Origin of the sequence: Tistrella mobilis KA081020-065, assembly GCF_000264455.2 — a bacterium.
GTDB classification, from domain to species: Bacteria; Pseudomonadota; Alphaproteobacteria; order Tistrellales; family Tistrellaceae; genus Tistrella; species Tistrella mobilis.
This window is the reverse complement of record NC_017956.1, coordinates 3,749,036-3,775,825: the sequence shown is the minus strand read 5'-3', so window position 1 is coordinate 3,775,825 and position 26,790 is coordinate 3,749,036. Positions and strand designations below refer to the sequence as shown.

Here is a 26,790-nt window from a genome sequence, read left to right as displayed (position 1 = left end):
GATCCTCAGATAAGGGGGCGGAGAGGGGAGAGAGCGTGGATCAATAGACGATACGCAGCACCGTGCCGCGCAGATCGGGATCCGGCCCGGAGAGATGGGTGGCGAGCCGGGCGGGGGCGGCGGCGAAGGCGACCTCGTCGACCACCAGCGCATCCAATGCGGCATCGTCGAGCAGGCGGAGCGCCAGGTCCAGCCGGTTGGCATGGCTCCAGCGTGCGCGCCGGCCGGCCGAGACCTGGCCGACCTGGGACGAGATCAGCTTCAGGCGCCGGGCGTGGAAGGCGCGGCCCAGATTGATCGGGGTCTCGCGGTCGCCATGCCAGCTGGCCTCCACCACCCGCGCCTCCATGCCGGCGAGATCGAGCGCCAGATCGAGCCCGGCGGCCGAGGCGCTGACATTGATCACCAGATCGCGATCCGGCGCGGCGGCATCGGGCGCGCGGAAGGGCAGGTCGAGCGCCGCGGCCGCCGCCGCCCGGCCGGGATCGCGGTCGATGATCTCGACCACCGCCCCGGGCAGCCGGTGGGCCAGACGGGCGATCAGCAGGCCGACCAGGCCGGCGCCGACCACCGTGATCCGGTCGCCCGGCCCGGCGCCGGCATCCCAGAGCACGTTGACCGCGGTTTCCATATTGGCGGCCAGCACCGCCCGGGCGGTGGGGACCGCGTCTGGCACCGGGCGGAGCATGGCAGCCGGGGCCAGAAACCGGTCCTGATGGGGGTGGAGCACGAAGACGCGATCGCCCTTCGGGTCCAGCCCGACCATGGCGTAGCCGTATTTCACCGGGAAGGGGAAGTCGCCTTCCTGAAGCGGCGCACGCATCCGCTCGTATTCGCTTTCCGGCACCAGACCGCCGGCGACCAGGCGTTCGGTGCCGCGGCTGACGGCGCTTTGCAGGGCGCGGACTTCGATCATGCCGGTGGTGTCGGTGGCAAGCGTGCCGGTGCGGATCTCGAAACGGCCGGGAGCGACCGTCCAGAGGGCGCGGGTCATCATCCGGGCTGACCTCCGGCACTGCGCGGGAGAAGATCCAGGCAGCATTCGACCAGAATGTCGGCGCCCATGATGAAATGGCGGACCGGCGGGCGGATGGCCTGGTCGAGATGATCGATTTCGGGCAGGCACAGCACCGGCCGGCCCGAGCCGAGCAGCACCGGCGCGATCGCCATCTGCAGCCGGTCGACCGCACCGGCCTGAATGAGCTTCGAGACCGTGACCCCGCCGCCTTCGACGAAGATCCGGCGGATGCCGCGGGCCCGCAGCTGCCGCAGCGCCTGATGCGGATCCAGCGTGCCGCAGGGCCGGCGCGGCACCGCCACCGGCTCGACCTGATCGGTCGCCGGCGGGGGAGGGACATCGGCGGCATGGAGAACCAGGGTACGGGCGGCCCCATCCCCGAACAGTTTGTGGTCAGCTTCGAGCCGCCCGCCGGCATCGATCACCACCCGGACCGGGTTGGGACCGGGCACCAGGCGCACGGTCAGGCGCGGGTCATCAGCCTCGACGGTGCCGGCGCCGACCAGCACCGCGTCGGAAAGCGCACGCATGCGATGGGCGTGCACAAGGTCTTCCTCGCCCGACAGCCATTGCGAACAGCCGCTGGTGGTGGCGATGCGGCCGTCCAGGCTCTGGGCCAGATGGGCCGAGACCCGCGGCCTGTCGGCCGGGGCAGGGCGGAGCACCGGAAGATAGAGATCGAGCAGCCGGGCGGCGGCCGGGTCCAGCTCGATCCGCGTCGCCCAGCGCATGGCGGGCTCGTCCGCATGATCGTCCAGCAGCACCGCATCGGCGGCAAGCGGCGTCGCCGCCGGCACCAGCCGGCCGTCGGGCCCAAGCGCCAGGCCCGCCGGCAGATCGGGCGCGGCGGCAAGGGCCAGCAGCCCGTCCCAGACCACGGCCGCATCCAGACGCACGGGATGGGGCCGGGCCGGCCGGCCGACAGGATGGTGGGGACGCAGCGCAGACAGACGGGTCGCGGCGGAACCAGCCCCGGCGGTGACGGTTCCGTTCTCCGTCACCGGATTTCGGGCGGCGGGGACGGCATCGGCGGGTGGCATGTCCATCCTGGTGGTCCTTCTCCCCTGCCCTGCCCTTCGGTGGGTGCCGGTCGGGACGATCGACAGGCGACAAGCGATCCGAAGGCGTGGCGGTTGCGTAAAGATACTGCAACTTACGCAAATGCCCGGCCGCCGGATCGGTTCCCGGCTCACCTCCCTGGCCCCGGTCGGCACCTTCCGCCGTCTTTCCCGGTGAACGCCCCATACAACCGGGGCGCTTCCGTCTCCATATGGTGATGCATGGCGAGGAAACGAGAGGCCGCCGCCCTGGCGCGGCTCAGACTTGATGCAGGGCTGCATGCGATCGGTGCGACCGGGCTGGTCGCGGCCGCAGGCGTCGTCGCCGCCGCGCGGGCGGGCGATGCGCTGGGCCCGGCCTATCCGCTGAAGGCGGTGGCCTGGCTCGCCTTCGCACTGGCCATCGCGGGCCCCGCGCTGGCCCAGCATCTGCCGCAGGCCCGAGTGGGCCCGGCCAACCGGGTGACCCTGCTGCGCGCAGGCCTGGTGGCGCTGGTCGCCGCCACGATCGGCGAGCCGCTGATGGCGGTGGATCATGGCGCAGCCGCCGGGCCGGTCGCCTGGATGCTGTTCCTGACCGCGGCGATCTGCCTGGCGCTGGACGGCGTCGACGGCTGGATCGCCCGCAGGCGCGGCGTAGCCAGCCCCTTCGGCGCCCGGTTCGACATGGAACTGGATGCGCTGTTCGTGGCGGTGCTGTCCTGGGCGACGCTGGATGCGGGACGGGCGGGCCCCTGGGTGCTGGCGGCGGGGGCGCTGCGCTATCTGTGGGTGGCGGCGGCCTGGGCCTGGCCACCCCTGAAAGCCCCCCTGCCCCCCAGCAACCGCCGCCGGGCCGCCTGCGCCTTCGGTGTTGCGGCGCTGGTCGGCGCGCTGAACCCGATCTCCGCCACCGCCGGCACGGTCTCGGCCGCGATCGCGGTCGCCGTGCTGGGCTGGTCCTTCGCCGTCGACCTTCTGGCCGTGATCAGGCTGCACCGCAGCCGCACCCCTCGCGAGGAGACCCCCTGATGACGATGCGCAGAGCCTGGGCCGCCGCAGGGCTGCTCGCCCTCCCCGCCCTGATGGCACCCCCCGCCCTGATGGCGACCTCGGTCGTGACGGCGCAGCCGGCGCTGGCAGCACCCGAGACCTACACCCTGGATCCCGAACATGCGGTGGTGGGCTTCCTGGTCATGCATGCAGGCTATGCCAACGTGCTGGGCCGGTTTCGCGAAGTCGAGGGCGAAATCAGCTTCGACGAGGCGGCGAAACGGCTCGACGGCGGCGAGATCCGGGTGAAGACCGCCAGCGTCTTCACCGATCACGACAAGCGGGACGAGCACTTGCGCGGGCCCGATTTCCTGAATGCCGAGGAATTCCCCGACATGGTCTTCCGCCTGGACGGCGCCGAGCCTGCGGGCGAGCGGACCGGGCGCATCACCGGCACACTGGAGTTGCTGGGTGTGCGAAAACCCATGACTCTGGACGTGACGTGGAACAAGAGTGCCGAATATCCGTTCGGGACTGGCGTATTCGGTACGCGCCCCTATGTTATCGGGGTTTCTGCGCGTGGTACCATTCGCCGCAGCGACTTCGGCATGACCTATGGCCTGGACGGCGACCTCGTCGGTGACGAGATCTCCCTGATCCTTGAAATGGAGGCACGCCGGCAGTGAACGCGACATCCGGCTCCGACGGTGTCCCCCCCGCGGACAGGTCCAATGACGAGGACGATCAGATGAGTGAGGCGACGGAGCGGCGACTGCAGCGTGCCCAGGCCGAATTGCGCGCCGGCGGCGCCGTGCTGCTGCGCGACGATCAGGCCGATGTGCTGGCGCTCTCTCCCGAACGCGCCTCGCCCGATCGCCTCGCCGCCCTCGCCATCCTGACCGGCGCCCCCGCCGACCTGCTGATTTCCCGCCGCCGCGCGGCGCTGGCCGGGCTGGTCGCGCCGATCGAGGCGGATGATCCGCGCGGCGTGGAGCCGGTGGCGGCACCCATCCGCGACATCAGCGACCCGGCCTGGCGGCTGGCGGCCGACCCGACCCGCAGCGACGACGGCACGGCCGCACGCGAACGTGCTCTTGGCCGGCTGCGCCCGGCCGGACGGGCCTCGGCCGCGGCCATCGCGCTTGCCAAACGGGCCGGCCTGCTGCCGGCGCTGGTGTCCGTTGAACTGCCCTCAGGCCGGCTACCCGGCGGGGCCTCGGCGCTCGATCCCGTCATCATCGAGGCGAAGCTGCTGAAGGAAGGCCAGATCGCGGCCGGCCGGCTGAAGCGTGTGGCCGAGGCCCGGGTGCCGCTGGCCGATGCCGAGAATTGCCGGATCATCGCCTTCCGCCCATCCGACGGCGGGCCGGAACATCTGGCGATCGTGGTGGGCGAGCCTGCGGCGGATGCGCCGATCCTGGCCCGGCTGCATTCCGAATGCTTCACCGGCGACCTGCTCGGCTCTCTGCGCTGCGATTGCGGCGAACAGCTGAAGGGGGCAATCCGGACCATGGCCGCCGCCGGCGGCGGCGTGGTGCTGTACATGGCCCAGGAGGGCCGCGGCATCGGGCTGATCAACAAGCTGCGGGCCTATGACCTGCAGGATCGCGGCCTGGATACGGTGGATGCCAATCTGGCGCTGGGCTTTGAGGCCGACGAGCGCGATTTCCGCCCGGCGGCCGAAATGCTGCGGGCGCTTGGCCATCAGCGCATCCGGCTGCTGACCAACAACCCGGCCAAGGTGCAGGCGCTGGGCGCCCATGGCATCGAGGTGGTGGAGCGGGTGCCCCATGCCTTCCCCGCCAACGGCCACAATGCCGGCTATCTGTCGACCAAGGCTCGCCGGGCCGGGCACATGCTGTAGCCGCGCGGCAAGGGCTGCCGCCCGGCAAATGCTGCCGGGCCGGCCGGCACCGCCGACACAACCGGACCGCGCCGCGATCGCCCCCAGCCGGGCGTCGCGGCGTTTTTTCGTCGACAGCGCCGTGATTTGCACCGGATCACGGTTGGCACGATGCTTGAATATTAAGACCCCGACGGCGCCGGTCCGCGCGCCATGACTGCCCGCCCAGACCGTCTGCCCGGCAGACGGGGGCGCCCCCGGGGTTTCTGCCATGTTCGTCGACGCTTCCCGCGGTTACCGCTACGACACGCCCGCCTGGGCCGGCGGGGAACCTGCGCGCACGTCTTCGACCGACACCACGCAGACCGACAGCGCGCGGGCCGACCGCAGCACCACTGCCGACAAGACCGCCCAGGCGGAACCGGTGGGGTTCTGGGGCGAGGACGGCTTCAGCTTCGGCGACCTGCTCGACATCGTGAACCCGCTGCAGCAGCTGCCGGTGGTGGGGACGGTCTATCGGGCCCTGACCGGCGATACAATCTCGCCCGGTGCACGGATGATCGGCGGCATCGCCTTCGGCGGCCCGATCGGTGCCATCGGCGCGATGATGGAAAACGCCACCATGGACGCCTCGGGCCATACCGCCGGCGATCGGGCGCTGGCCGCTCTGATCGGCGAGGACGAGGACACCGGCGGCACGGCGCTGGCCGCGGCCGATGCCGCATCGGGCCGGGTGGAAAGCGCCGCCGATGACGGGGCGCGGATCGCCGCCTCGCAGACCGCCTCGCTCGCCGCCCCGGCGGGCCGGCCGGTGGGGGCGAAGGATGTCCCGGCCGAAGACGGCGATCAGGGGATGAGCGAGGCCCAGTTCGCCGCCCTGCTGGGGGCTTTCGGGGCCGCCGCCCCGGCGGCCGCGAACGGCAACCGGCCGGCCGGCGGCGCGACCCCGGATGCGCAGACCACGGGGGCGCAGGCCTCGATCGCCGCCACCGCCGACCGGGCGCCGCGGACCCGCAGCACCACCCCGGCCGAGGAACGCCTGGCGGCGAACGACCTCTCCATCGCCCGCGGCCGCAATGGCCGGCCGAGCGAGCGCGAGATCGAGGCCATGCTGCGCCAGAGCGTACCGGCGGGCAGTGCCGGCAGCACGCCGCTCGCCGATCTGCCGGCCGGAAGCGCCGGCGGCAATACCGAGATGGGCCGGATCATCCCGGCCGCCGCCTTCATGGGCGTTGACGGCCCGACCGCCCGCAAGCCGGCCCCGCCGGTATCGGCCCCGGGTGCCGCAGCCTATGCCGCACGCACCGCGCCGCCCCGCCCGCGGGAGCCGCAGGACGAGCCCATGGCGACCGATGCCGCCCGGGCCGCCCAGCTGCAGGACATGAACGCGGCGGCGCCTGAGACCGGCCCTATCCCGCTCGACGATTTCGCCGCCCGGATGAACCAGGCGCTGGATCGCTACCAGGCCCAGATGCGCGCCGGCCAGTCCAAGGCCGCAACGGTCTCGCGGAATCTGTAGCCAACCCCTCGCCGGGCGATCAGCGCCGTGACAAATCCGCGTCGGCAGCCGGCTGGTCTTCACGGGTCCGACAGGGCCGTGGCAGACTGAGACCATGTTGGTTCGATACGATCCCCTACTCGCCCGGTTCCGCTTCTGGTGGCGGGACGAGCGCCTGCCGGTGGCCATCGGCCGCAACGGCATCACCGTCGCCAAACGCGAAGGCGACGGGGCAACCCCGATCGGCACCCTGCCGATCCGGCGGGTGCTCTATCGTGCCGACCGGGTCGAGGCGCCGCGCACCCGCCTGCCCGTCCAGGCGATCCGCCCCGAAGACGGCTGGTGCGACGACCCGGAAAACCCCTGGTACAACAAGCCCGTCGACCTGCCCTTCCCCGCCCGCCATGAACGGCTGTGGCGCGACGACCATGTCTACGACCTGATCGCGGTGCTGGGCTGGAACGACGCCCCGGTGGTGCCGGGGCGTGGCAGCGCCATCTTTCTGCATGTCGCTCGTCCGGATTTCTCCGGCACCGAAGGCTGCGTGGCCCTGGCGATGGAAGATCTGGTGCGGGTGCTGGCGGATGCCGGCCCCGGCGACACCCTGACCATCAGCGCGAGATTCTAGAGGATCACCCCGCCAGAGGGGCAGAATAGTCGCGATGCCCGAAGATGGCGGTGCCGACGCGGACATGGGTGGCGCCCAGGCGGATGGCCATGGGGTAGTCGCCGCTCATCCCCATGCTGAGCAGCTTAAGACCATGGGCCGCCGCCATGTCGGCCAGCAGGGCGAAATGCGGTGCCGGCTGGTCGTCGACCGGCGGGATGCACATCAGCCCGTCGACGGTGAGCCCCAGATCCTCACGGCATTCCCGCAGAAACCCATCCAGATCGGCGGGCAGCACGCCCGCCTTCTGCGGCTCTTCACCCGTGTTCACCTGCACCAGCAGCCGGGGCAGCCGGCCGGCCCTGGCCCCTTCTTCGGCCAGCATCCGGGCAAGCTTCGGGCGGTCGACGCTCTGGATGACATCGAACAGCGCCAGCGCCTCGCGCAGCTTGTTGGTCTGCAGCGGACCGATCAGGTGCAGTTCCAGATCGGGGAAACGCTCGCGCAGGGCCGGCCATTTGCCGGCGGCTTCCTGCACCCGGTTTTCCCCAAAAACCCGCTGGCCGGCCTCGATCGCCGGCAGGATGGCCGGCGCGTCATGGGTTTTGGAGACCGCCACCAGGGTCACCGCCGCGGGGTCGCGGCCGGCATCATGGGCGGCGCGGTCGATCTCCGCCCGGACCTGGGCGAGGTTTGCCTTGACGTCGGTCATGGGGCTCGGGCTCCCTCGGAACGGATCACCGGCGGGGCAGCACCCCGCCTCCACCCTTCGGATCGGGCAGATGCGATATGGGGCGCCATCATAGCCGAGGCGGCGGGCTTCTCAACTCTCAGCGGCGGGACCCGCGCGGGATCGCGGTGCTGATCACCGACCGGAACCGGCAAGGGCCGCCCCGCCCCGCCCTGCTCGCTGGCCTTAAGCGCGGCGATCTGGTGATCTTCCGTGACTACGACGCCCCCGACCGGCCGGCTCTCGGCCTGCTGTGGCGACGGCTGACCCGGGCGCGGGGCATCGGGCTGCTGGTCGCGGGCGATCGCAGCCTGGCCCTTGCACTGGACGCCGACGGGCAGCACCTGCCCGGCCACCGGCTGCGCCGGCCCGAAATCCGCCGCCTGCCGCGCCTGTTGCCGGCCAGCGCCGCCGTCCATGACCGCCGGGATCTTGTCCGAGCCAGGCGGCGGGGCGCAAAACTGCTGCTGATCTCCCCCGTGCTGCCGACCCGCAGCCATCCTGGGGCCAGGGTCCTGGGGCCGCTCCGCTTTCGGGCGCTGGCCCGCCTGACCGACCGGCCGGTGGTGGCGCTGGGCGGCATGGACCGCAGCCGGTTGCGGCAGCTGCATCCCTGCCGCAACCTTGCGGGCTTTGCCGCCATCGACGCCTTCACCCCAGCCGCATCTCAATCCGGCGGCGCCACCGCCGCATCGACCAGCTTTTCCAGCCAGAGGCTGGATTCATAGGCGCCTTCCAGCAGCGGCAGCCCGCCGGCAATGCCGTTCTGCACCCGCCCGGTCATCCGGGTTGCGACATAGCGGCTGGCGAAGAGCGGCTTATAGCCGCCGGTGAACAGCAGGGCGGCGACCGCCGGCTGCTCGTTATAGCCACGCCAGGCCCAGCTCTGCGGATAGCCGTCGGGCAGGAAGATGTCATGGAAATGGACCAGCACGCCCTTGGGCAGCATCGGCAGGATGCGGTTCAGCACCACGTCGACATCGCTGCCCGGCATCAGGATATGGCTGCTGTCCACGACCAGCATGTCGCCGGCCTCAAGCGCCGCGAATTCCTTCAGCGGCACGCTCTGCATCGGCTTGCGGATCAGCCGGATGCCCAGCTCGTCGATCGCGGCCCGGGGTTCGGGGTCGATCGCGGTCATCTCGGCACCGTGGCCGTCATCCTTCAGCGCCTGGGCGATGAAGCGGGTGGAATGGCCGGACCCGATCTCGATGATCCGCCGCGGCCGGGCCGCACGCACCATGGTATAGGCGGCCAGCGCATCCAGACGCGGGAACCAGTCCTGCGACCAGCGCGGCGCCGGCGGCCGGGCCCCGGCCAGCCGGGCCAGATCGTCGCGATAATCGGCCGCGGCATCCAGTACCGCGCCGAAGACCGGCTCCATCGCCTGAAACAGCGCCTCGGCCGCCGGATGCGGCCCCTTGGGCTTCACCGCTTCCACCTGTTCGGCATAGCGGTAAGGGATGAAATAGCCGCGCTTGCCGAAGCCGAGCGCGGTGGACAATGCGAAACGCCTGGCGCGCTGCTCGCTCATCTGGGCCCCTCGCCGGTAGCGACTGCCGGCTGCGGCAGGGCCGCACCGGGAACCGCATCGGCATAATCTGCGGGAATGTAGCCGAACCGCGCCATCTGTTCGTGATGATCGGCGATGATCCGGCGGATCTGATCGGGCGTCAGCCGTTCCCGCCATTTGCCGGCACTGCCGGAGCGGAAGAAGGCCTTGGAATTGACCGAGCGCTCGCGGAAGCCGTGACGCTCCTCCATCTGCTTCAGAATCTTGAAGGAGGAGAAGCGGATCGCCCGTTCCAGCCGCTCCCGCGGGGGTTTCAGCCCCAGGAAATCGGTCAGCTTGCGGAAGGTCTGCAGCGGCCGGTCGGTCATGTCTTCATAGCGCATGACATGCAGGCCCGGGCTCGCCACCTGGGTCCAGCTCTTCACATGCAGGGACCAGGTGCTCAGCACCTCGAAGACGTTGCGGTCGTCATTGGCGGTGACGGCACCCTCGGTCGCCATCATGCCGATCGCCCCGTCGATATCGAGACCGAAATGGTCGGCCACGGACGAGACCACATCCAGCGGATTGCGCACGATATAGATGGCGCCGGCGGTGTGGTTCAGGCTGATCAGCGGATAGCCGCCGCGCTCCGCCAGGATGTTGTGGGTCTTGGCGAAGACGTTGTCGGGGAAGGCCTGCGTCATGTCACGATGGACCAGCGGACGGATCTTCATGATCTCCTGCTCGGTCGCCTGCGACAGGGGCTTGTCCAGATAGCGCAGATACCATTCGGGCTTGCTCTCGCCCAGGCAGAAATCGGCAAAACGATCGGGATGGACCGGGGCCTTGGCGTCACGCAGCAGGTTGTGCAGGAACGCCCGCGTCCAGGTATTGCCCGATTTCGGATAGGAAGCGAGCCAGATAATCGCACCCATGACGGCGGGACTCCCTTGAAGGCTGCCGGCAGACCGTGCCGGCCGGGCATCGAGCCCCAATCCATAGCCGAAAACCGCGCCGGACAAAAGAAAGCCGCGCCCGAAGCACAGGATGCACACGGAAAAGGGCGGGTCCGAAGACCCGCCCTTCCCGTCTCATCCGGCCCGAAGGCCGCCCGAGCGACACCGATCAGAAGCTGAGAGCGGTACCGATCAGGAACGAGGTGCCATCCTGACGACCCGAGGCCAGGTCGCTGTCGGCATCGAGGAACTGCACGCCGGCATTCAGGCTGATGCCCGGGCCCATGGCGTACTGACCACCGATCTCGTACATCTTCAGCTCGTCGTCGCCACGGCCACCGTCAAATTCACGCTGGCTGTTGGCATAGGCGGCGCCGACCTTGTACGGGCCGAAGGCATAGACCAGGCCGACGTCCCAGCCCTTGATGTCGTTGTTGCCGTCGAGGCCGCGGTTGTCGTTGATATACGAACCACCGAAGGTGAAGCCCGAGAAGCCGACATTCAGGCCCAGGCTCCAGACCTGCAGGTCGTCAGCGCCGACCGCATCAGCCTCGAGGCTGCCCTTGAGGTAGCCACCGGACACGGCCAGATCGACCGGGCCCAGCTTGTTGACGTAGTTCAGACCGACTTCGACGATCTGCTCCTGACGGCCCGGGACGTTGTCAGTCAGGTTGCCGTACGAGCCCGACGAACCGCCGGTGCCGCCGGCCAGGCTCGGGGTGTACGACAGACCGAGCTGGAAGCCGGCCATGCGCGGGGTGAAGTAGGTCAGCTTGTTGGCGTCCGAGGTGTTGTTGATCAGGGTGCTCGGAGCCTGCCCGACGCGGCCGGCAAGGTTGGTGCCGGTCGAGAAGTTGAAGAAGTTCGGCGACGACACGCCGTGACCGGCGATCGCCGACGGCGCGGCATAGTGCATCAGATACGGGGCCGAGTTCTCGGCGCCCAGCAGCACGCGGCCCCACGAGCCGTCGAAGTAGACATAGTGCTCGTCGATCTGGTCGCCGGTGGTGTAGCCCTCGAGCTGCACCTGCACACCGACCTTCAGGCCGTTGTCGAGGACGGTCTCACCCAGGAAGTGGATTTCGCCTTCCTGAACCATCTCGTCGGAGCGGTACTCGACGCCGTTGACCTCGTCCTGGTCGGTGATCTTGAAGAACGACTGATAGTAGCCGCCCAGACCCAGCTTGATCTTCTCCGCCGCCGAAGCCTGGCCGGCGACGAGGCCGACGGCGACGAGCGCCGTGGTGCCGATGAGAATCTTCTTCATGCTCTCCCTCACTCTCGATCGAGGTCGCCCGGGTCTGTTGCCCGAACGATACACCGACGGGGCCCGTGCTCCCGAAGGCTGATGCTTGACGGACGTGATCTTCGTCACCCGCTCCCGGGGTTTTCGTGATCATCGTCACATGAGACGCACCAAATAAACGCGGGCCGGCGAGGGTCGTCAAGAAACCGGGATCGCCGCTGTGTCGGTTGACGCGCACTGTGTCACCAATGCCACATGGCGCAGGCGCGAACGGTATACCGTTGCAGCGCGGCATTCCGTGCCGGATTCCGCGGGATCCTGCGGTCCTTCCCGGGTGTGCAGCGCAACCATCTCAGGCCATCTCCGCAGGAACATGCGGACAAGAAAAAAGGGGACGGGCCGAAGCCCATCCCCTCTTTCACGTCCGGCCGGTGACCCGGCCAATCGGCTTGCCTGGTCGATCAGAACGACAGGGCGGTACCGATCATGAACGCATTCGCCTCGTTGCGGTTGGCCGCGATATCCGAGTCGAAGTCGATGTAGTAGTAGCCAGCCATCAGGTTGACACCCGGGCCCAGGGCGTAGGTACCACCGACCTCGAGCATCTGCAGCTCGTCCTTGTCGTTGGCGGTCGCCGCGATGACACTGCCATTGCTCTGGCTGCCATAGGCGTAGGCAACACCAACCTTGTAGGGGCCGAAGCCGTAGGTCAGGCCGACGTTCCACTGCTCCAGGTCGTCGTTCAGCTCGAGGCCCTGGTTGCTGGTCATGTAGGCACCACCGAAGGTGAAGCCGGCATAACCGACATTCGCACCCAGGCTCCAGGCCTCGAGATCGTCGAAGCCGGCACCGTCAGCTTCGAGCGAGCCACCGGTGTAGCCGGCAGACGCCGCGAAGTTCACGGCACCGAAGGTGTTGACGTAGTTCAGGCCAACCTCGACCAGCTGCTCCTGGCGGCCGACGACGTTGTCGCTCAGGTTGCCATAGGCGCCCGACGAACCGCCGCGGCCACCCGCGAGGCTCGGGGTGTACGACAGGCCGAGCTGGAAGCCCGAGAAGCGCGGGGTGAAGTAGGTCAGCTTGTTGGCGTCGCTGGTCGCGTTCAGGAAGGTCGCGTTCGACCCCAGAGCAGCGGTGCCCGGACGGCTGGCATGGAAGAAGTTCGGGCTGTCGACGCCATGACCCACCACGGCCGACGGGGCCGAGTAGTGCATCAGGTACGGAGCCGAGTTCTCGGCGCCGAGGACGACGCGACCGAAGCCACCCTCGAAGTAGACATAGTGCTCGTCGACCTGATCCGAGGTGGTGTAGGCCTCGAGCTGGACGTTGACACCAACCTTGATGCCGTTGTCGAGCGTGGTCTCACCCAGGAAGTGGATCTCGCCTTCCTGCTTCATATTGTCGGTGCGGGTGTTCTCCACGTCCTCGTCGATCAGGACGAAGGCGCTCTGGTAGTAGCCACCCAGGCCCAGCTTGATCTTCTCAGCGGCCGACGCCGGCGCGGCGAGCAGGCCGGCGGCAACGATGGCCGACGTGCCAAGCAGAATCTTCTTCATCGGTCAGTTCCCCTAGAACCGGTGGAGCCAGGCTTGAGGCCGGCCATCTGGCGAACTGCCATCAGACCAACACAAAAAGCCCGGCGCGGCATCGAGCGCCAGGTGATACGACCCGTAAATAGGGTGCCGTCGAAGCCGTATCCGAAGCGCTGTGCGTCGCCATGTTCCATCCCGCGCATGCGGTGGTCAAGCGAGGTGCACCCCTGCCGTCGCGCTTCCCGCCACACTGTGGCTGTGAAGCAACAACTCCGGGCAGGGCCGGATCAGCCGTCAGACGGTTATGTGAGGGGTGGACGCCGCGGAAACCGCGGCGCCCACGACTGCCCGATCAGAACTCGAGCGAGGTACCGACCATGAAGGCGTCCGAGGTGTTCCGGTTCGCCGCCAGGTCCGAGTCGAAATCGTAGCGGAAGTAGCCGGCCATCAGGCTGACGCCCGGACCCATCTCGTAGGTGCCACCGATCTCCAGAGTGGACAGCTCGTCCTTCACGCCGGCACCGCTGGTCTGGCTGCCATAGCCATAGCCCGCGCCGACGGTGTAGGGGCCGAAGCCGTAGGTCAGCCCCACATTCCACTGCTCCATGTCGTCTTCGAGCTGCAGGCCCATATTGTTCTTCTGGTAGCCACCGCCGAAGGTGAAGCCGGCATAGCCCAGCTGCGCACCCACCGTGAAGGCTTCCTGATCATCGAAGCCTGCCGCATCGACTTCCTGCTGGCCCGTCAGGTAGCCCACCGCGAAGGCGACGTCGATGCCGCCGAAGCTGTTCACGTAGTTGGCACCGATCTCGACGATCTTCTCCTGCTGGCCCGGAGTGTTGTCCGGCAGGTTGCCATAGGAGTTCGACGAGCCGCCCGTGCCGGCCGCGAGGCTGGGCGTGTACGACAGACCCAGCTGGAAGCCCGAGAAGCGCGGGGTGAAGTAGGTCAGCTTGTTGGCGTCGCCGGTGGTGTTCAGGAAGGTGTAGTTCGACGCCAGCACGTTGGTGCCGGGCTGCGAGGCATGGAAGAAGTTCGGGCTGTCGACGCCATGGCCGGCGATGGCGGTCGGGGCCGAATAGTGCATCAGATAGGCGGCCGAGTCGGCGGCGCCCAGCTGCACGCGACCGAAGCCGCCCTCGAAATAGACGAAGTGCTCGTCGATCTGGTCGTCGGTGGTATAGCCCTCGAGCTGCACGTTCACGCCGACGGTCACGCCGTTGTCGAGCGTGGTCTCACCGAGGAAGTGGATCTCACCTTCCTGCTTCATGCTGTCGGTGCGAGTGTCCGCCACATCTTCGTCGATCAGCACGAAGACGCTCTGATAATAGCCGCCGAGGCCAAGCTTGATCTTCTCGGCCGCCGAAGCGGGAGCGGCAAAAGCGGCGGCAGCGGCGACGATGGCAGTGCTGCCGAGCAGGATCTTCTTCATCGGGTCGGGTCCCCTGGTGAGAACGTTCAGAATCTTCAGTCCGGCCGGGTGCCGGGACGTCCGGGATGCAGTCTGATCGGCCGGCCCGCTTCGGGTTCCGACCTGGTGGTCATTGGCCTGATGCTGGCCGGAAGCTCTTCGCGGTTGACGGTCTTGGCCGTCTCCCGGACGCCGGGCGTGCGGGGAATTCGCCCATGCGGCAAGTTCATGTTCTTCTGCAGCGCACGCGCCGTCAACGCAGCGCAACAGGGCCGGTCAGTGATTTCCGTCACAATGTAGCAGGATTGCAACAGGGATGACACAGGGGGGTCATGGGCCCCCTCCCCCGTCCGCGGGGGCCCCCACGGGCCCGCGGACGACCTGTTATCGGCTTCGGTTGAGGCAGGAAGCGGCTTGCCATATAGTTCAGCCGACCGAAGCCATCCGACGGAGCGCAAATGCCTCTCTCGGACAGATTTCGGCGACGCCCTGTCGGGACCAGAGACAACGCCGGCGGGACCACGTCGGACAATAGCCAGAGAGGTTTGGAACGGCCATGGCAGTCACGGGCAAGGATCTGTTGCGGTACGCGACGCTCGCAGGCGCGCTCGCGCTGCTCGCGGGCTGCAGCGGCGTGGAGACCGAAGCCAGCTATCCGCGCTCGATCCCCGGCGGAACCGGCGGCACCTACGAGACCCAGCGCCAGACCATCTTCGGCGACGGCGGTCTCAACATCTTCGATAACGAGAAGAGCCGCGACGGCACCGGCGGCGCCTCGCCGATCGGCGTGAACAGCTTCCTGTGGCGGGCCTCGCTCGACACCATCAGCTTCATGCCGCTGGCCTCCGCAGATCCCTTCGGCGGCGTGCTGATCACCGACTGGTACAGCGCCCCCGAGACGCCGGGTGAGCGGATGAAGCTCACCGTCTATATCCTCGACCGCCAGCTCCGGGCCGACGGCATCCGCGTGGCCGCCTTCAAGCAGCGCCGCGACGAGGCCGGCACCTGGGTCGACGTGCCCGTCGAGCCCGCGGTCGCGACCCGTATCGAGGACGCCATCCTCACCCGCGCCCGCCAGCTGCGCGTTTCAAGCACGGCCAGCTGACGGCGTCACAAGTCCGGCGACGGGGCCAGCCCTGCCGCCATCGTCTCAAACCGGGTGACCGGCAGCGGCATGCCCCCTGACAACAGGGAGCGGTGCCGGTTGCGGTCATCCGCACTTCGTACCGGAAAAATGGCCCGCTACAACCCCAAGGCGATCGAGCCCAAGTGGCAGCAGGTGTGGGACGAGAACGGCACCTTCACGACCGATGAAGCGTCGTCGAAGCCGAAATACTATGTGCTCGAGATGTTCCCCTACCCCTCCGGCCGCATCCATATCGGCCATGTCCGCGTTTATACGCTGGGGGACGTGACGGCACGCTACCGCCGCGCCAAGGGGTATAACGTGCTGCATCCGATGGGCTGGGACGCCTTCGGCATGCCGGCCGAGAACGCCGCCATCGAGCGCGGCATCCATCCGGGCAAATGGACCTACGACAACATCGCGGCCATGCGTGGCCAGCTGAAGTCGATGGGCCTGTCCTATGACTGGAACCGGGAGATCTTCACCTGCGCGCCGGATTATTACGTCCACGAGCAGCGCATGTTCCTGAAGTTCCTGGAAGCCGGCCTCGCTTATCGCAAGGAAAGCTGGGTCAACTGGGACCCCGTCGACCAGACGGTGCTGGCCAATGAACAGGTGATCGAGGGCCGCGGCTGGCGCTCGGGCGCCCTGGTGGAACGGCGCAAGCTGTCGCAGTGGTTCCTGAAGATCACCGCCTTCGGCGACGATCTGCTGGACAGCCTGTCGACGCTGGACCGCTGGCCCGACCGGGTGAAGACCATGCAGGAGCGCTGGATCGGCCGTTCCGAAGGTGCCCGGTTGAGCTTCCGCCTTGAGGGCGCGCCCGAGGGGCTGGACGGGCTGGAGGTCTTCACCACCCGCCCCGATACGCTGTTCGGCGCCGCCTTCTGCGGCATCGCCCCCAACCACCCGCTGGCCGAGGCGCTGGCGGCATCCGACCCCGAGCTTGCCGCCTTCATCGAAGAGTGCAACCGCACCGGCACCAGCGAAGAGGTGCTGGAGAAGGCCGAGAAGAAGGGCTACCGGCTGCCGGTCGATGCCGAACATCCCTTCGTGCCGGGGCTGAAGCTGCCGGTCTATGTGGCGAATTTCGTGCTGATGGAATACGGCTCGGGCGCGATCTTCGGCTGCCCGGCGCATGACCAGCGCGACCTGGATTTCGCCCGCAAATACGACCTGCCGGTGAAGCCGGTAGTCCGGCCGGCAGGCCTGGACGACGCGTCCCCGCTGGAGATCGGCAGCGAAGCGCTGACCGGCGACGGCGTGATCGTCAATTCGGGCTTCCTGGACGGGCTGTCGGTCGCGGATGCCAAGCGCCGCGCGATCGAAGAGCTTGAGAAGATCGGCATCGGCAAGGGTGAGACCACCTTCCGCCTGCGCGACTGGGGCGTGTCGCGCCAGCGCTATTGGGGCTGCCCGATCCCGGTGATCCACTGCCCGGATTGCGGCGTGGTGCCGGTGCCGGAAGACCAGCTGCCGGTCACCCTGCCCGAGGATGTGGTGTTCGACGGCCAGGGCAACCCGCTGGACCGCCACCCCAGCTGGGCGCATGTCGATTGCCCGAGCTGCGGCAGGCCCGCCCGGCGCGAGACCGACACCTTCGATACCTTCTTCGAGAGCAGCTGGTATTTCGCCCGCTATACCGGCCTGACCACCGACCGGCCCTTCCCGCGCGAAGCGGCCGACAAGTGGATGCCGGTGGACCAGTATATCGGCGGCATCGAACATGCCGTGCTGCACCTGCTCTATTCCCGCTTCTTCACCCGCGCCATGCGCGAGGTCGGGCTGCTGGACGTGAAAGAGCCCTTCGCCGGGCTGCTGACCCAGGGCATGGTGGTGCACGAGACCTACAAGGACGATCAGGGCCGCTGGGTCTTCCCCGAAGAGGTGACCAAAGACGCCGACGGCCAGCTGGTCCATGTGGAAACCGGCCGACCCGTTACCCGCGGCCGCATCGAGAAGATGAGCAAGTCCAAGCGCAACGTCGTCGACCCGATGGCGATCATCGAGGCCTATGGCGCCGATACCGCGCGGCTGTTCATGCTCTCCGACAGCCCACCGGAACGCGATCTGGAATGGACCGATGCCGGCGCCGAAGGTGCCCATCGTTATCTGGCACGGCTGTACCGGCTGGTCGATGAGTGGGCGGCCGCCCTGCCCGCCCCCGGCACCGATATCGGCGCTGACCTGGCGGCGGCCGAGGGCGCGGCGCTGGAGATCCGCCGCAAGCTGCACCGGACGATCCGCGACCTGTCGGAAGATCTGGAGCGCTTCCACTTCAACAAGGGTGTGGCGCGGCTGCGCGAGCTTTCGAACGCGCTGTTCGACTTCACCCCGGCTTCGCCCGCCGATGCCGCCGTCGCCCGCGAGGCGGTGGATGCCATCATCCGGTTGATCGGACCGATGACCCCACATCTGGGCGAGGAGCTGTGGCGGATGGCCGGCCATGACGGCCTGCTGGCCGAACAGCCCTGGCCCGATTTCGACCCGACGCTGGTGACGGTGGACACCATCACCCTGCCGGTGCAGGTCAACGGCAAGGTGCGCAGCAAGCTGGATGTCGCGCCGGATCTGGATCAGGATGCGGCTGTGGAACGTGCCCTCGCCGACCACAAGGTCAAGACCGCTCTCGACGGCCGCACCCCGCGGAAGGTGATCTATGTCCCGAACCGCATTCTCAACCTCATCGGCTGATCGCATCAGCCCGACCGGGCCCGCCAGCCGCCGCAGCCGGCGGCTGGTGCTGGCGGCGGCCATGGCCGCGGCGGCGCTGACGCTGTCGGCCTGCGGCTTCCGGCCGCTCTATGGCGACACCGCCGCCAACCGCCCCGCGGTCACCGAACAGCTGGCCGCGGTGGCGGTCGGACCGGTGCCCGACCGGGCTGGCCAGATCTACCGGAACAGCCTGGAACGCCTGCTTGCCGGGGAGGGCCGCGGTCATCCCGGGCGCTACCGGCTGGATAGCGCCATCAAGATCACCGAGACCGGGCTTGCCATCAACGAAGACGCCACCGCCAGCCGCTACAATGTGCGGATCGTGGTGAGCTATCGCCTGATGGCGCCCCATGCGGGCGAGAACAACGCCGACAGGCTGCTGGCCGACGGCACGGTCACCCAGATCAACGGCTATGACCAGATCTCTGCCCCCTATGCGACGCTGGTATCGCGGCAGGATGCGATCGAACGCGCGCTGAAGGAAGCCGCGCGCGAGGTCCATACCCGGCTGTCGATCTATTTCGACCAGCATGGCGAGGTTTAAGGCGGCGGCGAGCGGATGGTGAAGGTCGCCCCCCGTGATGCGGACACCAAAAGCAGCCGGCCCGATGCCGCCTGGCGGGCGGTTCTGGTCTATGGTCCCGATCGCGGGCTGGTGAAGGAACGGGCCGACCGGCTGGTGCGTGCGGTCGTGCCGGACCCCACCGATCCGTTCCGGATCGCCACCCTCGACGGCAAGACCCTGTCGGATGATCCGGCCCGGCTGGCGGACGAAGCGGCCGCCATCGCCTTCGGCGGCGGCCGGCGGGTGGTCCGCCTCAGGGATATCGGCGATGCCCAGGCGCTGGCGCTGGCCGGTTTTCTGGGCGATCCGGCCGGCGATGCGCTGATCGTGGTCGACGGCGGCGAGTTGGGACCGGGATCCAAGCTTCGCAAACTGTTCGAAACCGCCACCAATGCGGCCGCCATCGCCTGCTATGCCGATGAAGGCCGTGATCTGGCCGAGGTGATCCGCAATCACCTGTCGGAAGCAGGGCTTCAGGCCGATGCCGATGCGCTGATGGCGCTGGCCGGCTCTCTGGGGGCCGACCGGGCGATGACCCGGATGGAGCTGGACAAACTGGCCCTCTACGCCCATGGCCGCGGCCGGGTCACGCTCGAGGATGTCGAAGCGGTGATCGGCGATGCCCGGACCGTGGCGCTGGACGATGTGGCGCTGGCGGCGGCCGGCGGCGATGCCGCGGCGCTGGACCAGGCGCTCGACCGCGCCTTTGCCGAAGGCACCTCCGCCATCGCCCTGCTGCGCGCCGTTTCCCGCCATTTCGGCCGGCTGCTTCAGGCCCGCGCCGACATCGATGCCGGTATGGATCCGGATGCGGCGATGAAATCGCTGAAGCCTCCGGTGTTCTTCAAGCAGACCGGCAGTTTCAGGGCCGCCCTGGCGGTGTGGCCGACCGCAGCGCTCGCCCGGGCCCTGGGCCGGCTGGCCGATGCCGAGGCGCGGGCCAAGCAGGGACTGCCCCAGGAGACCCTGGTCGGCCAGGCATTGCTGGGTATTGCCGCCGAAGCCGGGCAGCGTAAACGCCGCCGCTGAGGCCTGAAAACCCGCCTCCACAATCGATAATTTTTGACCGGAAATCGGTCCGCGATCGGGGTGTCAGCCGCGCCCGCCCAACCGGGCCAGCAGGTCGTCGAGATCTTCGAGCGAGCCATAGGCAATGGTCATCGATCCCGCCGTCGGCGAGATGGGGTTGATCGAGACCTTCAGGCCCAGGCTCTCGCTCAGATCCTCTTCCAGGCGCAGTGTGTCGCTGTCCTTGGCCGAGCTGCCGGCGGCATCGGCACGGCGCGGCCGGCCGCCCACGGGCTTGCGCTGTGCGCCCTCCCGATTAGCCCGCTTCTCGGCCTCGCCCCGGGCGAGGGTCTCGGCCTCACGCACCGTCAGCCCGCGATCGACGATGCGCTTCGCCAGGGCCGAGGGGTCGTCGGCAGTGGCGATCGCCCGGGCATGCCCCATGGACAGCCGGCCGTCGTCGAGCATCTCCTTGACCGCATCGGGCAGGTTCAGCAGGCGGAGCATGTTGGCGACATGGGCGCGGCTCTTGCCGATCACCCGGCCGAGTTCTTCCTGGGTATAGGAGAACTCGCCCATCAGCCGGCGATAGCCGTCGGCCTCTTCCAGCGGCGTCAGATCCTGGCGCTGGATGTTCTCGACCAGGGCGATCTCCAGCGCATCATGATCCGCCATATGGCGGACGATGACCGGAACCTCGTGCAGCCGGGCAAGCTGCGCCGCCCGCCAGCGCCGTTCGCCGGCGACGATCTCGAAACCGCCGTCATCGACCGGACGGACCAGGATCGGCTGGACCACGCCACGTTCGCGCAGGCTGGCGGCCAGCTGCGACAGGGCCTCTTCGTCGAAATGCCGGCGGGGCTGATAGCGGCCGGGACGCAGTCGCTCGACCGGCATCATCCGGACGTCGGCCGTTGCGGCCGCAGGGGCCGCATCCTCGATCGCCGTATCCCCGAGCAGCGCAGACAGGCCACGCGCCAGGCCGCGCTTGCGGCCGCCGGTCTCTTCCGCACTCACGCGGCCACCCCCCGTTCGCGCTTCAGCACTTCACCTGCCAGATGGATATAGGCTTTCGCCCCGGCGCAGCGGTGATCATAGAGCAGCACCGGCTTGCCATGGCTGGGCGCTTCCGACACGCGGACATTGCGCGGGATCACGGTCTTGTAGACCTTGTCGCCGAAGAAGTTGCGCACATCCGCTGCGACCTGGTTGGACAGGTTGTTGCGGTTGTCGAACATGGTCAGCACCACGCCCTGGATGTCGAGCCGCGGGTTGAGCGAGCGACGCACCCGGTCGACCGTCCGCACCAACTGGCTGACACCTTCCAGGGCGAAGAACTCACACTGCAGCGGCACCAGCACCGCATCGGCGGCGACCAGGGAATTCAGGGTCAGAATGCCGAGCGAGGGCGGGCAGTCGATGAAGATGTAGTCGTACTGCGGTAGTCCCTCGGCACCCAGCGCCATGCGCAGCCGGCGCTCGCGGGCCGGGCGCTCGATCAGCTCGATTTCGGCGCCGGTCAGATCGACCACCGCCGGCACCACCGCCAGCCCGGGCACATCGGTTTCGACGATCGCCTCGGCAAGGCTCGCCTCGCCCATCAGCACATCATAGCTCGACGGATCCCGCTGGCCGGCATTGATGCCCAGCCCGGTCGATGCATTGCCCTGCGGATCGAGATCGATCACCAGAACCCGCTTGCGCGCCGCAGCCAGCGCAGTCGCCAGGTTGATCGCGGTCGTGGTCTTACCGACGCCGCCCTTCTGGTTTGCGATGGCCAGCACGCGACCGGTGCCCTGAGGCGCCGCATCAGCGGGATTGGTCACGGTCTTGGACACGAGACAGCCCCTTCGCTTCAAGGATGACGCCACCCTCGTCGGTCATACTTCTATGGCATACCACCTGCATTGTCCAGCGGGTGCGGGCGGCTGCAATCTCGGCCTCGGCCTGGGCGCCTTTCAGGAACCAGAATACGGCATCCGGGCGGGCAAGCGGAATGGCCATCTCAAGAAGCTTGTCCAATGGGGCGAGCGCGCGGGCGGAGACCAGGTCGGCGCCCAGGGCTTGCAGGCGTTCGATCCGTTCGGCATGGACGGTGACGATGATGCCCATCGCCCGGGCGGTCTCCCGCAGGAAGATCGCCTTGCGGGTGTCGCTTTCGACCAGATGAACGTCGAGATCGGTCAGCGCCGCCAACACCAGCCCGGGAAAGCCCGCGCCGGAGCCCAGATCGACCAGACGCCGACCCGCTGCCGGGCCGATCAGCGGCAGAAGCTGGGCCGAATCGAGCATGTGCCGCCGCCACAGTTCGGGCAGGGTCGCGGGGCCCACCAGATTGATCGCCCCTTGCCAGCGGATGAGCCTTTCGGCGTAAATCTCCAGCCGGTCGAGGGTTTCACGTGGAACCCCGGCGAGCAGCGCATCGATCCGCGGCCGGATGATGTCGTGGTCGGCGCCGGCGGGGCCGGCCGGCTCGGCCAGGCGCGGCTGAGCCGGCGGCCTGGGGCTGAAGCGGGGGGGATCGGGCTTGCGTGCCATCTGCCCTATTCCGCCGCCAGTGCCGCGCCGCGCCGGATGGCGCCGATCACCAGGCTGAGCGCCGCCGGGGTGACCCCGGGGATCGCCTGGGCGGCGGCGATGGTCGCCGGGCGGCTGCGGTTCAGCTTTTCCTGCATCTCGGCCGACAGGCCGCCGACCCGGCCATAATCGAACCCATCGGGAATGGCGAGCCCGCCTTCCCGGCGCCAGGCCGAGACATCCGCCTCCTGCCGGCCGAGATAGCCGTCATAACGGGCCTCGATCTCGATCTGCTCGTAGACATCGGCCCGGATCCGAGCCAGCTCGGGCCAGATCGCGGTCATCACGGGACGGGTCGCCTCGGCATGCACCAGCAGCTGGTGCAGCGTGCGCGGCCGGCCGTCGCGGTTGGCGGGGATGCCGTGACTGCGGGCCTGTTCGGGGGTGAGGGTCAGGCTGCGAGCCAGCCCGCGGGCCTCGTCGAGGGCGGCCAGCTTGGCCTCGTGGGCGACACGGCGTTCGGCCCCCACCAAGCCCAGGGCCATCGCCTCGGCGGTCAGCCGCAGATCGGCATTGTCTGCCCTGAGCAGCAGCCGGTATTCGGCGCGCGAGGTGAACATGCGATAGGGCTCGTCGGCGCCACGGGTGGTGAGGTCGTCGATCATCACACCGGTGAGCGAGCGGCCGCGATCGGGCAACAGCCGGGTCCCCTGGCGACGATCGCCCCCCGCCTCACCCGCCGCCAGCGCGGCATTGGCGCCGGCCAGCACCCCCTGCGCCGCCGCCTCTTCATAGCCGGTGGTGCCGTTGATCTGACCGGCCATGTAAAGCCCGGGCATCACCCGACTCTCCAGCGTCGGCAGCAGCGACCGCGGGTCGACGAAATCATATTCGATGGCATAGCCGGGGCGGATGATCGACACCCGCTCCAGCCCCGGGATATGGCGGAGCATCCGGGCCTGGGCCTCGGCCGACAGGCTGGTGGAGATGCCGTTGGGATAGACGGTGTGATCGTCCAGCCCCTCGGGCTCAAGGAAAATCTGATGGCTGTCGCGGTCGGCGAAGCGCACGACCTTGTCTTCGATCGACGGGCAGTAGCGGGGGCCGCGGCCGGCGATGCGGCCGGAATAGACAGCACTCTCGTGCAGATGATCGCGAATCACCTGATGGGCCGCCGGCGTGGTTGCGGTGATATGGCAGGCGATCTGCGGCACGGTGATCCGGTCGGTCAGCACCGAGAACGGCTTGGGCGGCGTGTCGCCATGCTGCTCCGCCAGCGCAGCCCAATCGATGGTCCGGCCGTCGAGCCGGGGCGGCGTACCGGTCTTCAGCCGACCCATCGGCAGGCCCAGGGCTTCGAGACGCGCCCCGAGCGCCGCGGCCGGCGCCTCCCCCACCCGGCCGGCGGGGATGCGCTGATCGCCGATATGGATCATGCCGCGCAGGAAGGTGCCGGTGGTCAGCACCACTGCAGCCGCCCGGATCCGGCGGCCATCGGCCAGCACCACACCGGCGACCCGCGGGCCCGTACCCTCCTCCGCCACGATCAGATCATCGACCGCGCCTTCGACGACGCGGAGCCCGGCGGTGCCGGCGACGAGGTCCTGCATCGCCGCGGCATAGAGCCGACGATCGGCCTGGGCGCGCGGCCCGTGGACCGCAGGGCCGCGGCTGGCATTCAGCACCCGGAACTGGATGCCCGACCGATCGATCGCCCGGGCCATCAGCCCGTCGAGGGCATCGACCTCTCGCACCAGCGTACCCTTGCCGATGCCACCGATTGCCGGATTGCACGACATGGCGCCGATGGTCGCAAAGGCATGGGTGACGAGGACGGTCCGCGCCCCCACCCGCGCCGCGGCGGCAGCCGCCTCCACACCGGCATGGCCGCCGCCGATGACGATGACATCGACCGCCGACGGATCGACGACGGCCTCTGGCGTGGCCGGGATGGAACGGGGCAGATCGCTGGGCATCGTGGTCTCGTCTGGTCGTCGGGTGAGGTGGTCGGATGATGGCGGGCGGGCTGGTAATGGCGGGCGGGCCTGGGACCCGCCGGCGGTACCGCGCGTTTCACGTGGAACATCCGCCGCCAACCCCCTGTGCCACACACGAAAAGCCGGGGCAGTTCAGACATGGTCTGAAGGGGCGGATACCGCGCGGGCTCGCCCTTCAGATATCATTTCCCGATGCAGAACTCACGGAAGATCGCATCCAGAAGGTGTTCGACATCGATCCGGCCGGTGATCCGGCCCAGCGCATCGCAGGCCCGGCGGAGGTCTTCGGCCACCAGCTCCAGCATCGGCAGCGGATGGGTGAGCCCGGCCGCAGCGGCATCGAGCGCCACCGCCGCCTGATCGAGCGCCGCCCGGTGGCGGGCCCGGGTGATCATCGCCCCTTCCCCGCCGCCGGTGAGCCCGGCGGCAAGCCCGGCCAGAGCGGCGGCCAGATCGCCCATGCCGGCGCCGGTGACGCAGGAGACCAGCACCATCGGATGGTCCCCGCCCATCTCTGCTCGAAGCCGGTCGGCGGCATCGCCCGCCAGACGGTCCCGGCGGGTGAAGACGATCGGATCGCCCGGCAGCACCCCTGCTTCGGCCATCGCTTCGGCCGGATCGGTGGTCTCGGGATCGATCACCACCAGGCGCAGATCCGCCTCGGCCGCCCGGGCCCGGGCGCGACGCACACCCTCCTGCTCGACCGGGTCGTCGGTATCACGCAGTCCGGCGGTATCGATCAGGGTCAGCGCCACCCCGTCGAGGTCGAGCGCCACCTCGATCGCATCGCGGGTGGTGCCGGGGCGATCGGTCACGATCGCGATCTCGCGGCCGGCCAGCGCATTCACCAGGCTCGACTTGCCGGCATTGGGGCGACCGACCACGGCCACGACCACGCCTTCGCGCAGCCGCTCCCCCGATCGGCCATCGGCCAGACAGGCACGAAACTCGGTCGCGATCGCCTCAAGCTCGGGTGCCACCGTCAGGGCGATGCCGTCGGGCACCTCTTCGTCGGGGAAGTCGATCTCGGCTTCGATCATGGCGGCGGCGCGGATCAGACGCGCCCGCCACTCCTCCACCTGCCGCCCCAGCCGACCGCCCAGCTGGGCCAGGGCCTGCGCCGCCTGGCCGGCGGTATCGGCGGCGATCAGATCGGCGACGGCTTCGGCCGCGGTCAGATCCATCCGGCCGGAGAGCACCGCCCGGCGGGTGAACTCCCCCGCCTCCGCCGGACGCAGACCCGGCAGCCGGCCCAGCACCTCGATCACCGCCGCCACCACCGCCGGGCCGCCATGCAGCTGCAGCTCGGCCGCGTCCTCGCCGGTATAGCTGGCGGGGGCGGTGAAGCGCAGCACCAGCGCCTCGTCGATCACCCGGCCCGAAACCGGATCGGCGATCCGGCGGAGGCTGGCCAGGCGGGGTTCGGGCAGCGCGCGCCCGGGCGTCAGTGCCACCAGCGCAGCATCGGTGTCGGGGCCGGACAGGCGGATGATCGCCACGGCACCACGGCCGGGCGGGGTCGCCCGGGCGAAGATGGTCCGGGGGCGCGAGGTCGCCGATGTCGTCATGGGAATTCAGGGTCCGATCAGGCAGGCGCAGGACAAGAAAGGCCGGCATCCCGTCCTTCGGGATGCCGGCCCATCATAGCCCGATGGCCCTGCATGAACAGCGGCCCGAACAGTCGGAGCGGGCCGTATGGTCAGCAGGCCGAACGGCCGGGACCGTCAGCCGCCGCTCGCCGCCGCACGGGCGGCCTTTTCGGCGGCGCGCCGCTCGGCGATGTCGGCCTTGGCGATCTCGTCATCGCCCGGCTTCAGCATCAGCCGATCGACCCGGCCGCCTTCGGCGACATGGGTGGTCAGGATCTCGTCGATATCGTCGGTGCTGCGATAGCCGTACCAGACGCCTTCGGGATAGATCACCAGCGTCGGGCCCAGTTCGCAGCGGTCCAGACAGCCGGAATTGTTCACCCGCACGCCCTTGAGCCCCATCTCCTTGGCGCGGGCCTTCATGTAGTTGCGCAGCTTCGTTGCCCCGCCGGCCTCGCAGCAGCCGCGGGGATGGCCCTCGGGCCGCTCGTTGGTGCACACGAAGATGTGCCGCTCGTAATAGAGCGGCGGATCGTTGCGGACCACACTCACCTCAGCCGTCCTTCTTCACGCCCCCGGTGGTGCCGGCGGTGGCGAGCCCCGACCAGAATTTCTGCATCTGGTCCCAACCCTGCCCGCCCGGCATCCAGCTCCGGATGATGTTGTCGCCATCCATGGTCTTCATGGCCTGAGCCATCTGCTTCTGCATCTCGGTCAGGAACATGTTGTGCAGCGGCGTCAGATCCGGGAGGCCAACGGCGCGGCGGGCCTCTTCGGGGGTGCAATCGAGGTCGATGGAGATCTTCATCGGGCAGATTCCCTGATCTTTGCTTTGGCTCGTCTGCGCTTGCCGATGGTCGCCACTGACGCCACGTACCCTGGACAGTCCGCGATCCCCGCACCGATT

General features: G+C 68.9%; 25 protein-coding genes. 10 read left to right on the top strand and 15 right to left on the bottom strand.

The genetic code is table 11. The features are described from left to right. Positions 1–40: 40 nt before the first annotated feature. Positions 41–997 (bottom strand): zinc-dependent alcohol dehydrogenase, encoded by a 957-nt coding sequence (locus tag TMO_RS17310; RefSeq protein ID WP_014746951.1) that lies wholly within the window; start codon positions 995–997, stop codon positions 41–43. Then, complete coding sequence (locus TMO_RS17305; RefSeq protein WP_014746950.1) at positions 994–2,064, bottom strand: RibD family protein; 1,071 nt, start codon at positions 2,062–2,064, stop codon at positions 994–996. Before TMO_RS17305 ends, TMO_RS17310 begins: the two co-directional genes overlap by 4 nt. A gap of 234 nt (positions 2,065–2,298) precedes the next feature. On the opposite strand from TMO_RS17305, the gene TMO_RS32615 reads away from it, so the two are divergent. The 5 genes from TMO_RS32615 to TMO_RS17280 all read left to right on the top strand — a co-directional run bounded on the left by TMO_RS32615 (position 2,299) and on the right by TMO_RS17280 (position 7,017). Continuing rightward, on the top strand, positions 2,299–3,087 hold the full coding sequence (locus TMO_RS32615) for a CDP-alcohol phosphatidyltransferase family protein (protein WP_014746949.1): 789 nt from the start codon (positions 2,299–2,301) through the stop codon (positions 3,085–3,087). Between the two features lie 53 nt (positions 3,088–3,140). Further along, positions 3,141–3,734, top strand: coding sequence for a YceI family protein (locus TMO_RS17295; protein ID WP_041606818.1), 594 nt, complete (start codon positions 3,141–3,143; stop codon positions 3,732–3,734). A 62-nt stretch (positions 3,735–3,796) separates the two neighbouring features. After that, a complete protein-coding gene (ribA, locus tag TMO_RS17290; protein WP_014746947.1) occupies positions 3,797–4,912 on the top strand; it encodes a GTP cyclohydrolase II in 1,116 nt (371 codons plus the stop codon). Between the two features lie 250 nt (positions 4,913–5,162). Beyond that, entirely contained in the window at positions 5,163–6,410 is a 1,248-nt protein-coding gene (locus TMO_RS29665) for a hypothetical protein (protein WP_014746946.1), read from the top strand. A gap of 94 nt (positions 6,411–6,504) precedes the next feature. Next, complete coding sequence (locus tag TMO_RS17280) at positions 6,505–7,017, top strand: L,D-transpeptidase family protein (RefSeq protein WP_051045411.1); 513 nt, start codon at positions 6,505–6,507, stop codon at positions 7,015–7,017. Between the two features lie 4 nt (positions 7,018–7,021). Here the strand turns inward: TMO_RS17280 and TMO_RS17275 are convergent, their stop codons facing one another. Beyond that, positions 7,022–7,708: a YggS family pyridoxal phosphate-dependent enzyme gene (locus TMO_RS17275; RefSeq protein ID WP_014746944.1), complete on the bottom strand. Its 687-nt coding sequence runs from the start codon at positions 7,706–7,708 to the stop codon at positions 7,022–7,024. A 146-nt stretch (positions 7,709–7,854) separates the two neighbouring features. Here TMO_RS17275 and TMO_RS17270 point away from each other — a divergent pair, with 146 nt between their 5' ends. Beyond that, on the top strand, positions 7,855–8,454 hold the full coding sequence (locus TMO_RS17270) for a thiamine phosphate synthase (RefSeq protein WP_228382242.1): 600 nt from the start codon (positions 7,855–7,857) through the stop codon (positions 8,452–8,454). On the opposite strand, the gene TMO_RS17265 is transcribed toward TMO_RS17270, so the two are convergent. The 5 genes from TMO_RS17265 to TMO_RS29655 all read right to left on the bottom strand — a co-directional run bounded on the left by TMO_RS17265 (position 8,394) and on the right by TMO_RS29655 (position 14,387). Beyond that, positions 8,394–9,260, bottom strand: coding sequence for a class I SAM-dependent methyltransferase (locus tag TMO_RS17265; protein WP_014746943.1), 867 nt, complete (start codon positions 9,258–9,260; stop codon positions 8,394–8,396). The genes TMO_RS17270 and TMO_RS17265 overlap by 61 nt on opposite strands. After that, positions 9,257–10,156: a sulfotransferase domain-containing protein gene (locus TMO_RS17260; protein WP_014746942.1), complete on the bottom strand. Its 900-nt coding sequence runs from the start codon at positions 10,154–10,156 to the stop codon at positions 9,257–9,259. Before TMO_RS17260 ends, TMO_RS17265 begins: the two co-directional genes overlap by 4 nt. Positions 10,157–10,346: 190 nt before the next feature. After that, entirely contained in the window at positions 10,347–11,444 is a 1,098-nt protein-coding gene (locus TMO_RS29660) for a porin (protein WP_014746941.1), read from the bottom strand. Positions 11,445–11,884: 440 nt separating this feature from the next. Next, a complete protein-coding gene (locus TMO_RS17250; protein WP_014746940.1) occupies positions 11,885–12,979 on the bottom strand; it encodes a porin in 1,095 nt (364 codons plus the stop codon). Positions 12,980–13,307: 328 nt separating this feature from the next. Next, on the bottom strand, positions 13,308–14,387 hold the full coding sequence (locus tag TMO_RS29655) for a porin (RefSeq protein ID WP_014746939.1): 1,080 nt from the start codon (positions 14,385–14,387) through the stop codon (positions 13,308–13,310). A 535-nt stretch (positions 14,388–14,922) separates the two neighbouring features. Between TMO_RS29655 and TMO_RS17240 the strand changes: the two genes are divergently transcribed. From TMO_RS17240 to holA, 4 genes are all read left to right on the top strand, one after another. Further along, complete coding sequence (locus TMO_RS17240; RefSeq protein WP_014746938.1) at positions 14,923–15,471, top strand: DUF3576 domain-containing protein; 549 nt, start codon at positions 14,923–14,925, stop codon at positions 15,469–15,471. A 129-nt stretch (positions 15,472–15,600) separates the two neighbouring features. After that, positions 15,601–18,186, top strand: coding sequence for a leucine--tRNA ligase (gene leuS, locus TMO_RS17235; RefSeq protein WP_014746937.1), 2,586 nt, complete (start codon positions 15,601–15,603; stop codon positions 18,184–18,186). Next, positions 18,152–18,751, top strand: a complete 600-nt coding sequence (lptE, locus tag TMO_RS17230) for an LPS assembly lipoprotein LptE (protein ID WP_041605077.1) — start codon at positions 18,152–18,154, stop codon at positions 18,749–18,751. Before leuS ends, lptE begins: the two co-directional genes overlap by 35 nt. Positions 18,752–18,766: 15 nt before the next feature. Further along, positions 18,767–19,801 carry a DNA polymerase III subunit delta gene (gene holA, locus TMO_RS17225; RefSeq protein WP_014746935.1) on the top strand — a complete coding sequence of 345 codons (1,035 nt, stop codon included), beginning with the start codon at positions 18,767–18,769 and terminating at the stop codon, positions 19,799–19,801. Positions 19,802–19,864: 63 nt separating this feature from the next. Here the strand turns inward: holA and TMO_RS17220 are convergent, their stop codons facing one another. The 7 genes from TMO_RS17220 to TMO_RS17190 all read right to left on the bottom strand — a co-directional run bounded on the left by TMO_RS17220 (position 19,865) and on the right by TMO_RS17190 (position 26,691). Then, complete coding sequence (locus TMO_RS17220; protein WP_014746934.1) at positions 19,865–20,797, bottom strand: ParB/RepB/Spo0J family partition protein; 933 nt, start codon at positions 20,795–20,797, stop codon at positions 19,865–19,867. Beyond that, positions 20,794–21,618: a ParA family protein gene (locus TMO_RS17215; protein WP_014746933.1), complete on the bottom strand. Its 825-nt coding sequence runs from the start codon at positions 21,616–21,618 to the stop codon at positions 20,794–20,796. The genes TMO_RS17220 and TMO_RS17215 overlap by 4 nt, the downstream gene beginning before the upstream one ends. Further along, entirely contained in the window at positions 21,590–22,318 is a 729-nt protein-coding gene (rsmG, locus tag TMO_RS17210; protein ID WP_014746932.1) for a 16S rRNA (guanine(527)-N(7))-methyltransferase RsmG, read from the bottom strand. The genes TMO_RS17215 and rsmG overlap by 29 nt, the downstream gene beginning before the upstream one ends. A gap of 5 nt (positions 22,319–22,323) precedes the next feature. Continuing rightward, positions 22,324–24,273, bottom strand: coding sequence for a tRNA uridine-5-carboxymethylaminomethyl(34) synthesis enzyme MnmG (gene mnmG / locus TMO_RS17205; protein ID WP_014746931.1), 1,950 nt, complete (start codon positions 24,271–24,273; stop codon positions 22,324–22,326). Positions 24,274–24,476: 203 nt separating this feature from the next. Further along, positions 24,477–25,862, bottom strand: coding sequence for a tRNA uridine-5-carboxymethylaminomethyl(34) synthesis GTPase MnmE (mnmE, locus tag TMO_RS17200; protein WP_014746930.1), 1,386 nt, complete (start codon positions 25,860–25,862; stop codon positions 24,477–24,479). Positions 25,863–26,018: 156 nt separating this feature from the next. Then, complete coding sequence (locus TMO_RS17195) at positions 26,019–26,429, bottom strand: (2Fe-2S) ferredoxin domain-containing protein (protein WP_014746929.1); 411 nt, start codon at positions 26,427–26,429, stop codon at positions 26,019–26,021. 7 nt (positions 26,430–26,436) lie between these two features. Next, the gene (locus tag TMO_RS17190; protein ID WP_014746928.1) at positions 26,437–26,691 is read right to left on the bottom strand and encodes a DUF6489 family protein; all 255 of its coding nucleotides are present in this window, start codon (positions 26,689–26,691) and stop codon (positions 26,437–26,439) included. Positions 26,692–26,790 lie beyond the last annotated feature (99 nt).

Bases quoted from the DNA above. Each gene is read 5' to 3' on its own strand.
- TMO_RS17310 (WP_014746951.1), bottom strand. From the start codon at position 997: ATGATGACCCGCGCCCTCTGGACGGTCGCTCCCGGCCGTTTCGAGATC.
- TMO_RS17305 (WP_014746950.1), bottom strand. From the start codon at position 2,064: ATGGACATGCCACCCGCCGATGCCGTCCCCGCCGCCCGAAATCCGGTG.
- TMO_RS32615 (WP_014746949.1), top strand. From the start codon at position 2,299: ATGGCGAGGAAACGAGAGGCCGCCGCCCTGGCGCGGCTCAGACTTGAT.
- TMO_RS17295 (WP_041606818.1), top strand. From the start codon at position 3,141: ATGGCACCCCCCGCCCTGATGGCGACCTCGGTCGTGACGGCGCAGCCG.
- ribA (WP_014746947.1), top strand. From the start codon at position 3,797: ATGAGTGAGGCGACGGAGCGGCGACTGCAGCGTGCCCAGGCCGAATTG.
- TMO_RS29665 (WP_014746946.1), top strand. From the start codon at position 5,163: ATGTTCGTCGACGCTTCCCGCGGTTACCGCTACGACACGCCCGCCTGG.
- TMO_RS17280 (WP_051045411.1), top strand. From the start codon at position 6,505: ATGTTGGTTCGATACGATCCCCTACTCGCCCGGTTCCGCTTCTGGTGG.
- TMO_RS17275 (WP_014746944.1), bottom strand. From the start codon at position 7,708: ATGACCGACGTCAAGGCAAACCTCGCCCAGGTCCGGGCGGAGATCGAC.
- TMO_RS17265 (WP_014746943.1), bottom strand. From the start codon at position 9,260: ATGAGCGAGCAGCGCGCCAGGCGTTTCGCATTGTCCACCGCGCTCGGC.
- TMO_RS17260 (WP_014746942.1), bottom strand. From the start codon at position 10,156: ATGGGTGCGATTATCTGGCTCGCTTCCTATCCGAAATCGGGCAATACC.
- TMO_RS29660 (WP_014746941.1), bottom strand. From the start codon at position 11,444: ATGAAGAAGATTCTCATCGGCACCACGGCGCTCGTCGCCGTCGGCCTC.
- TMO_RS17250 (WP_014746940.1), bottom strand. From the start codon at position 12,979: ATGAAGAAGATTCTGCTTGGCACGTCGGCCATCGTTGCCGCCGGCCTG.
- TMO_RS29655 (WP_014746939.1), bottom strand. From the start codon at position 14,387: ATGAAGAAGATCCTGCTCGGCAGCACTGCCATCGTCGCCGCTGCCGCC.
- TMO_RS17240 (WP_014746938.1), top strand. From the start codon at position 14,923: ATGGCAGTCACGGGCAAGGATCTGTTGCGGTACGCGACGCTCGCAGGC.
- leuS (WP_014746937.1), top strand. From the start codon at position 15,601: ATGGCCCGCTACAACCCCAAGGCGATCGAGCCCAAGTGGCAGCAGGTG.
- lptE (WP_041605077.1), top strand. From the start codon at position 18,152: ATGTCCCGAACCGCATTCTCAACCTCATCGGCTGATCGCATCAGCCCG.
- holA (WP_014746935.1), top strand. From the start codon at position 18,767: ATGGTGAAGGTCGCCCCCCGTGATGCGGACACCAAAAGCAGCCGGCCC.
- rsmG (WP_014746932.1), bottom strand. From the start codon at position 22,318: ATGGCACGCAAGCCCGATCCCCCCCGCTTCAGCCCCAGGCCGCCGGCT.
- mnmG (WP_014746931.1), bottom strand. From the start codon at position 24,273: ATGCCCAGCGATCTGCCCCGTTCCATCCCGGCCACGCCAGAGGCCGTC.
- mnmE (WP_014746930.1), bottom strand. From the start codon at position 25,862: ATGACGACATCGGCGACCTCGCGCCCCCGGACCATCTTCGCCCGGGCG.
- TMO_RS17190 (WP_014746928.1), bottom strand. From the start codon at position 26,691: ATGAAGATCTCCATCGACCTCGATTGCACCCCCGAAGAGGCCCGCCGC.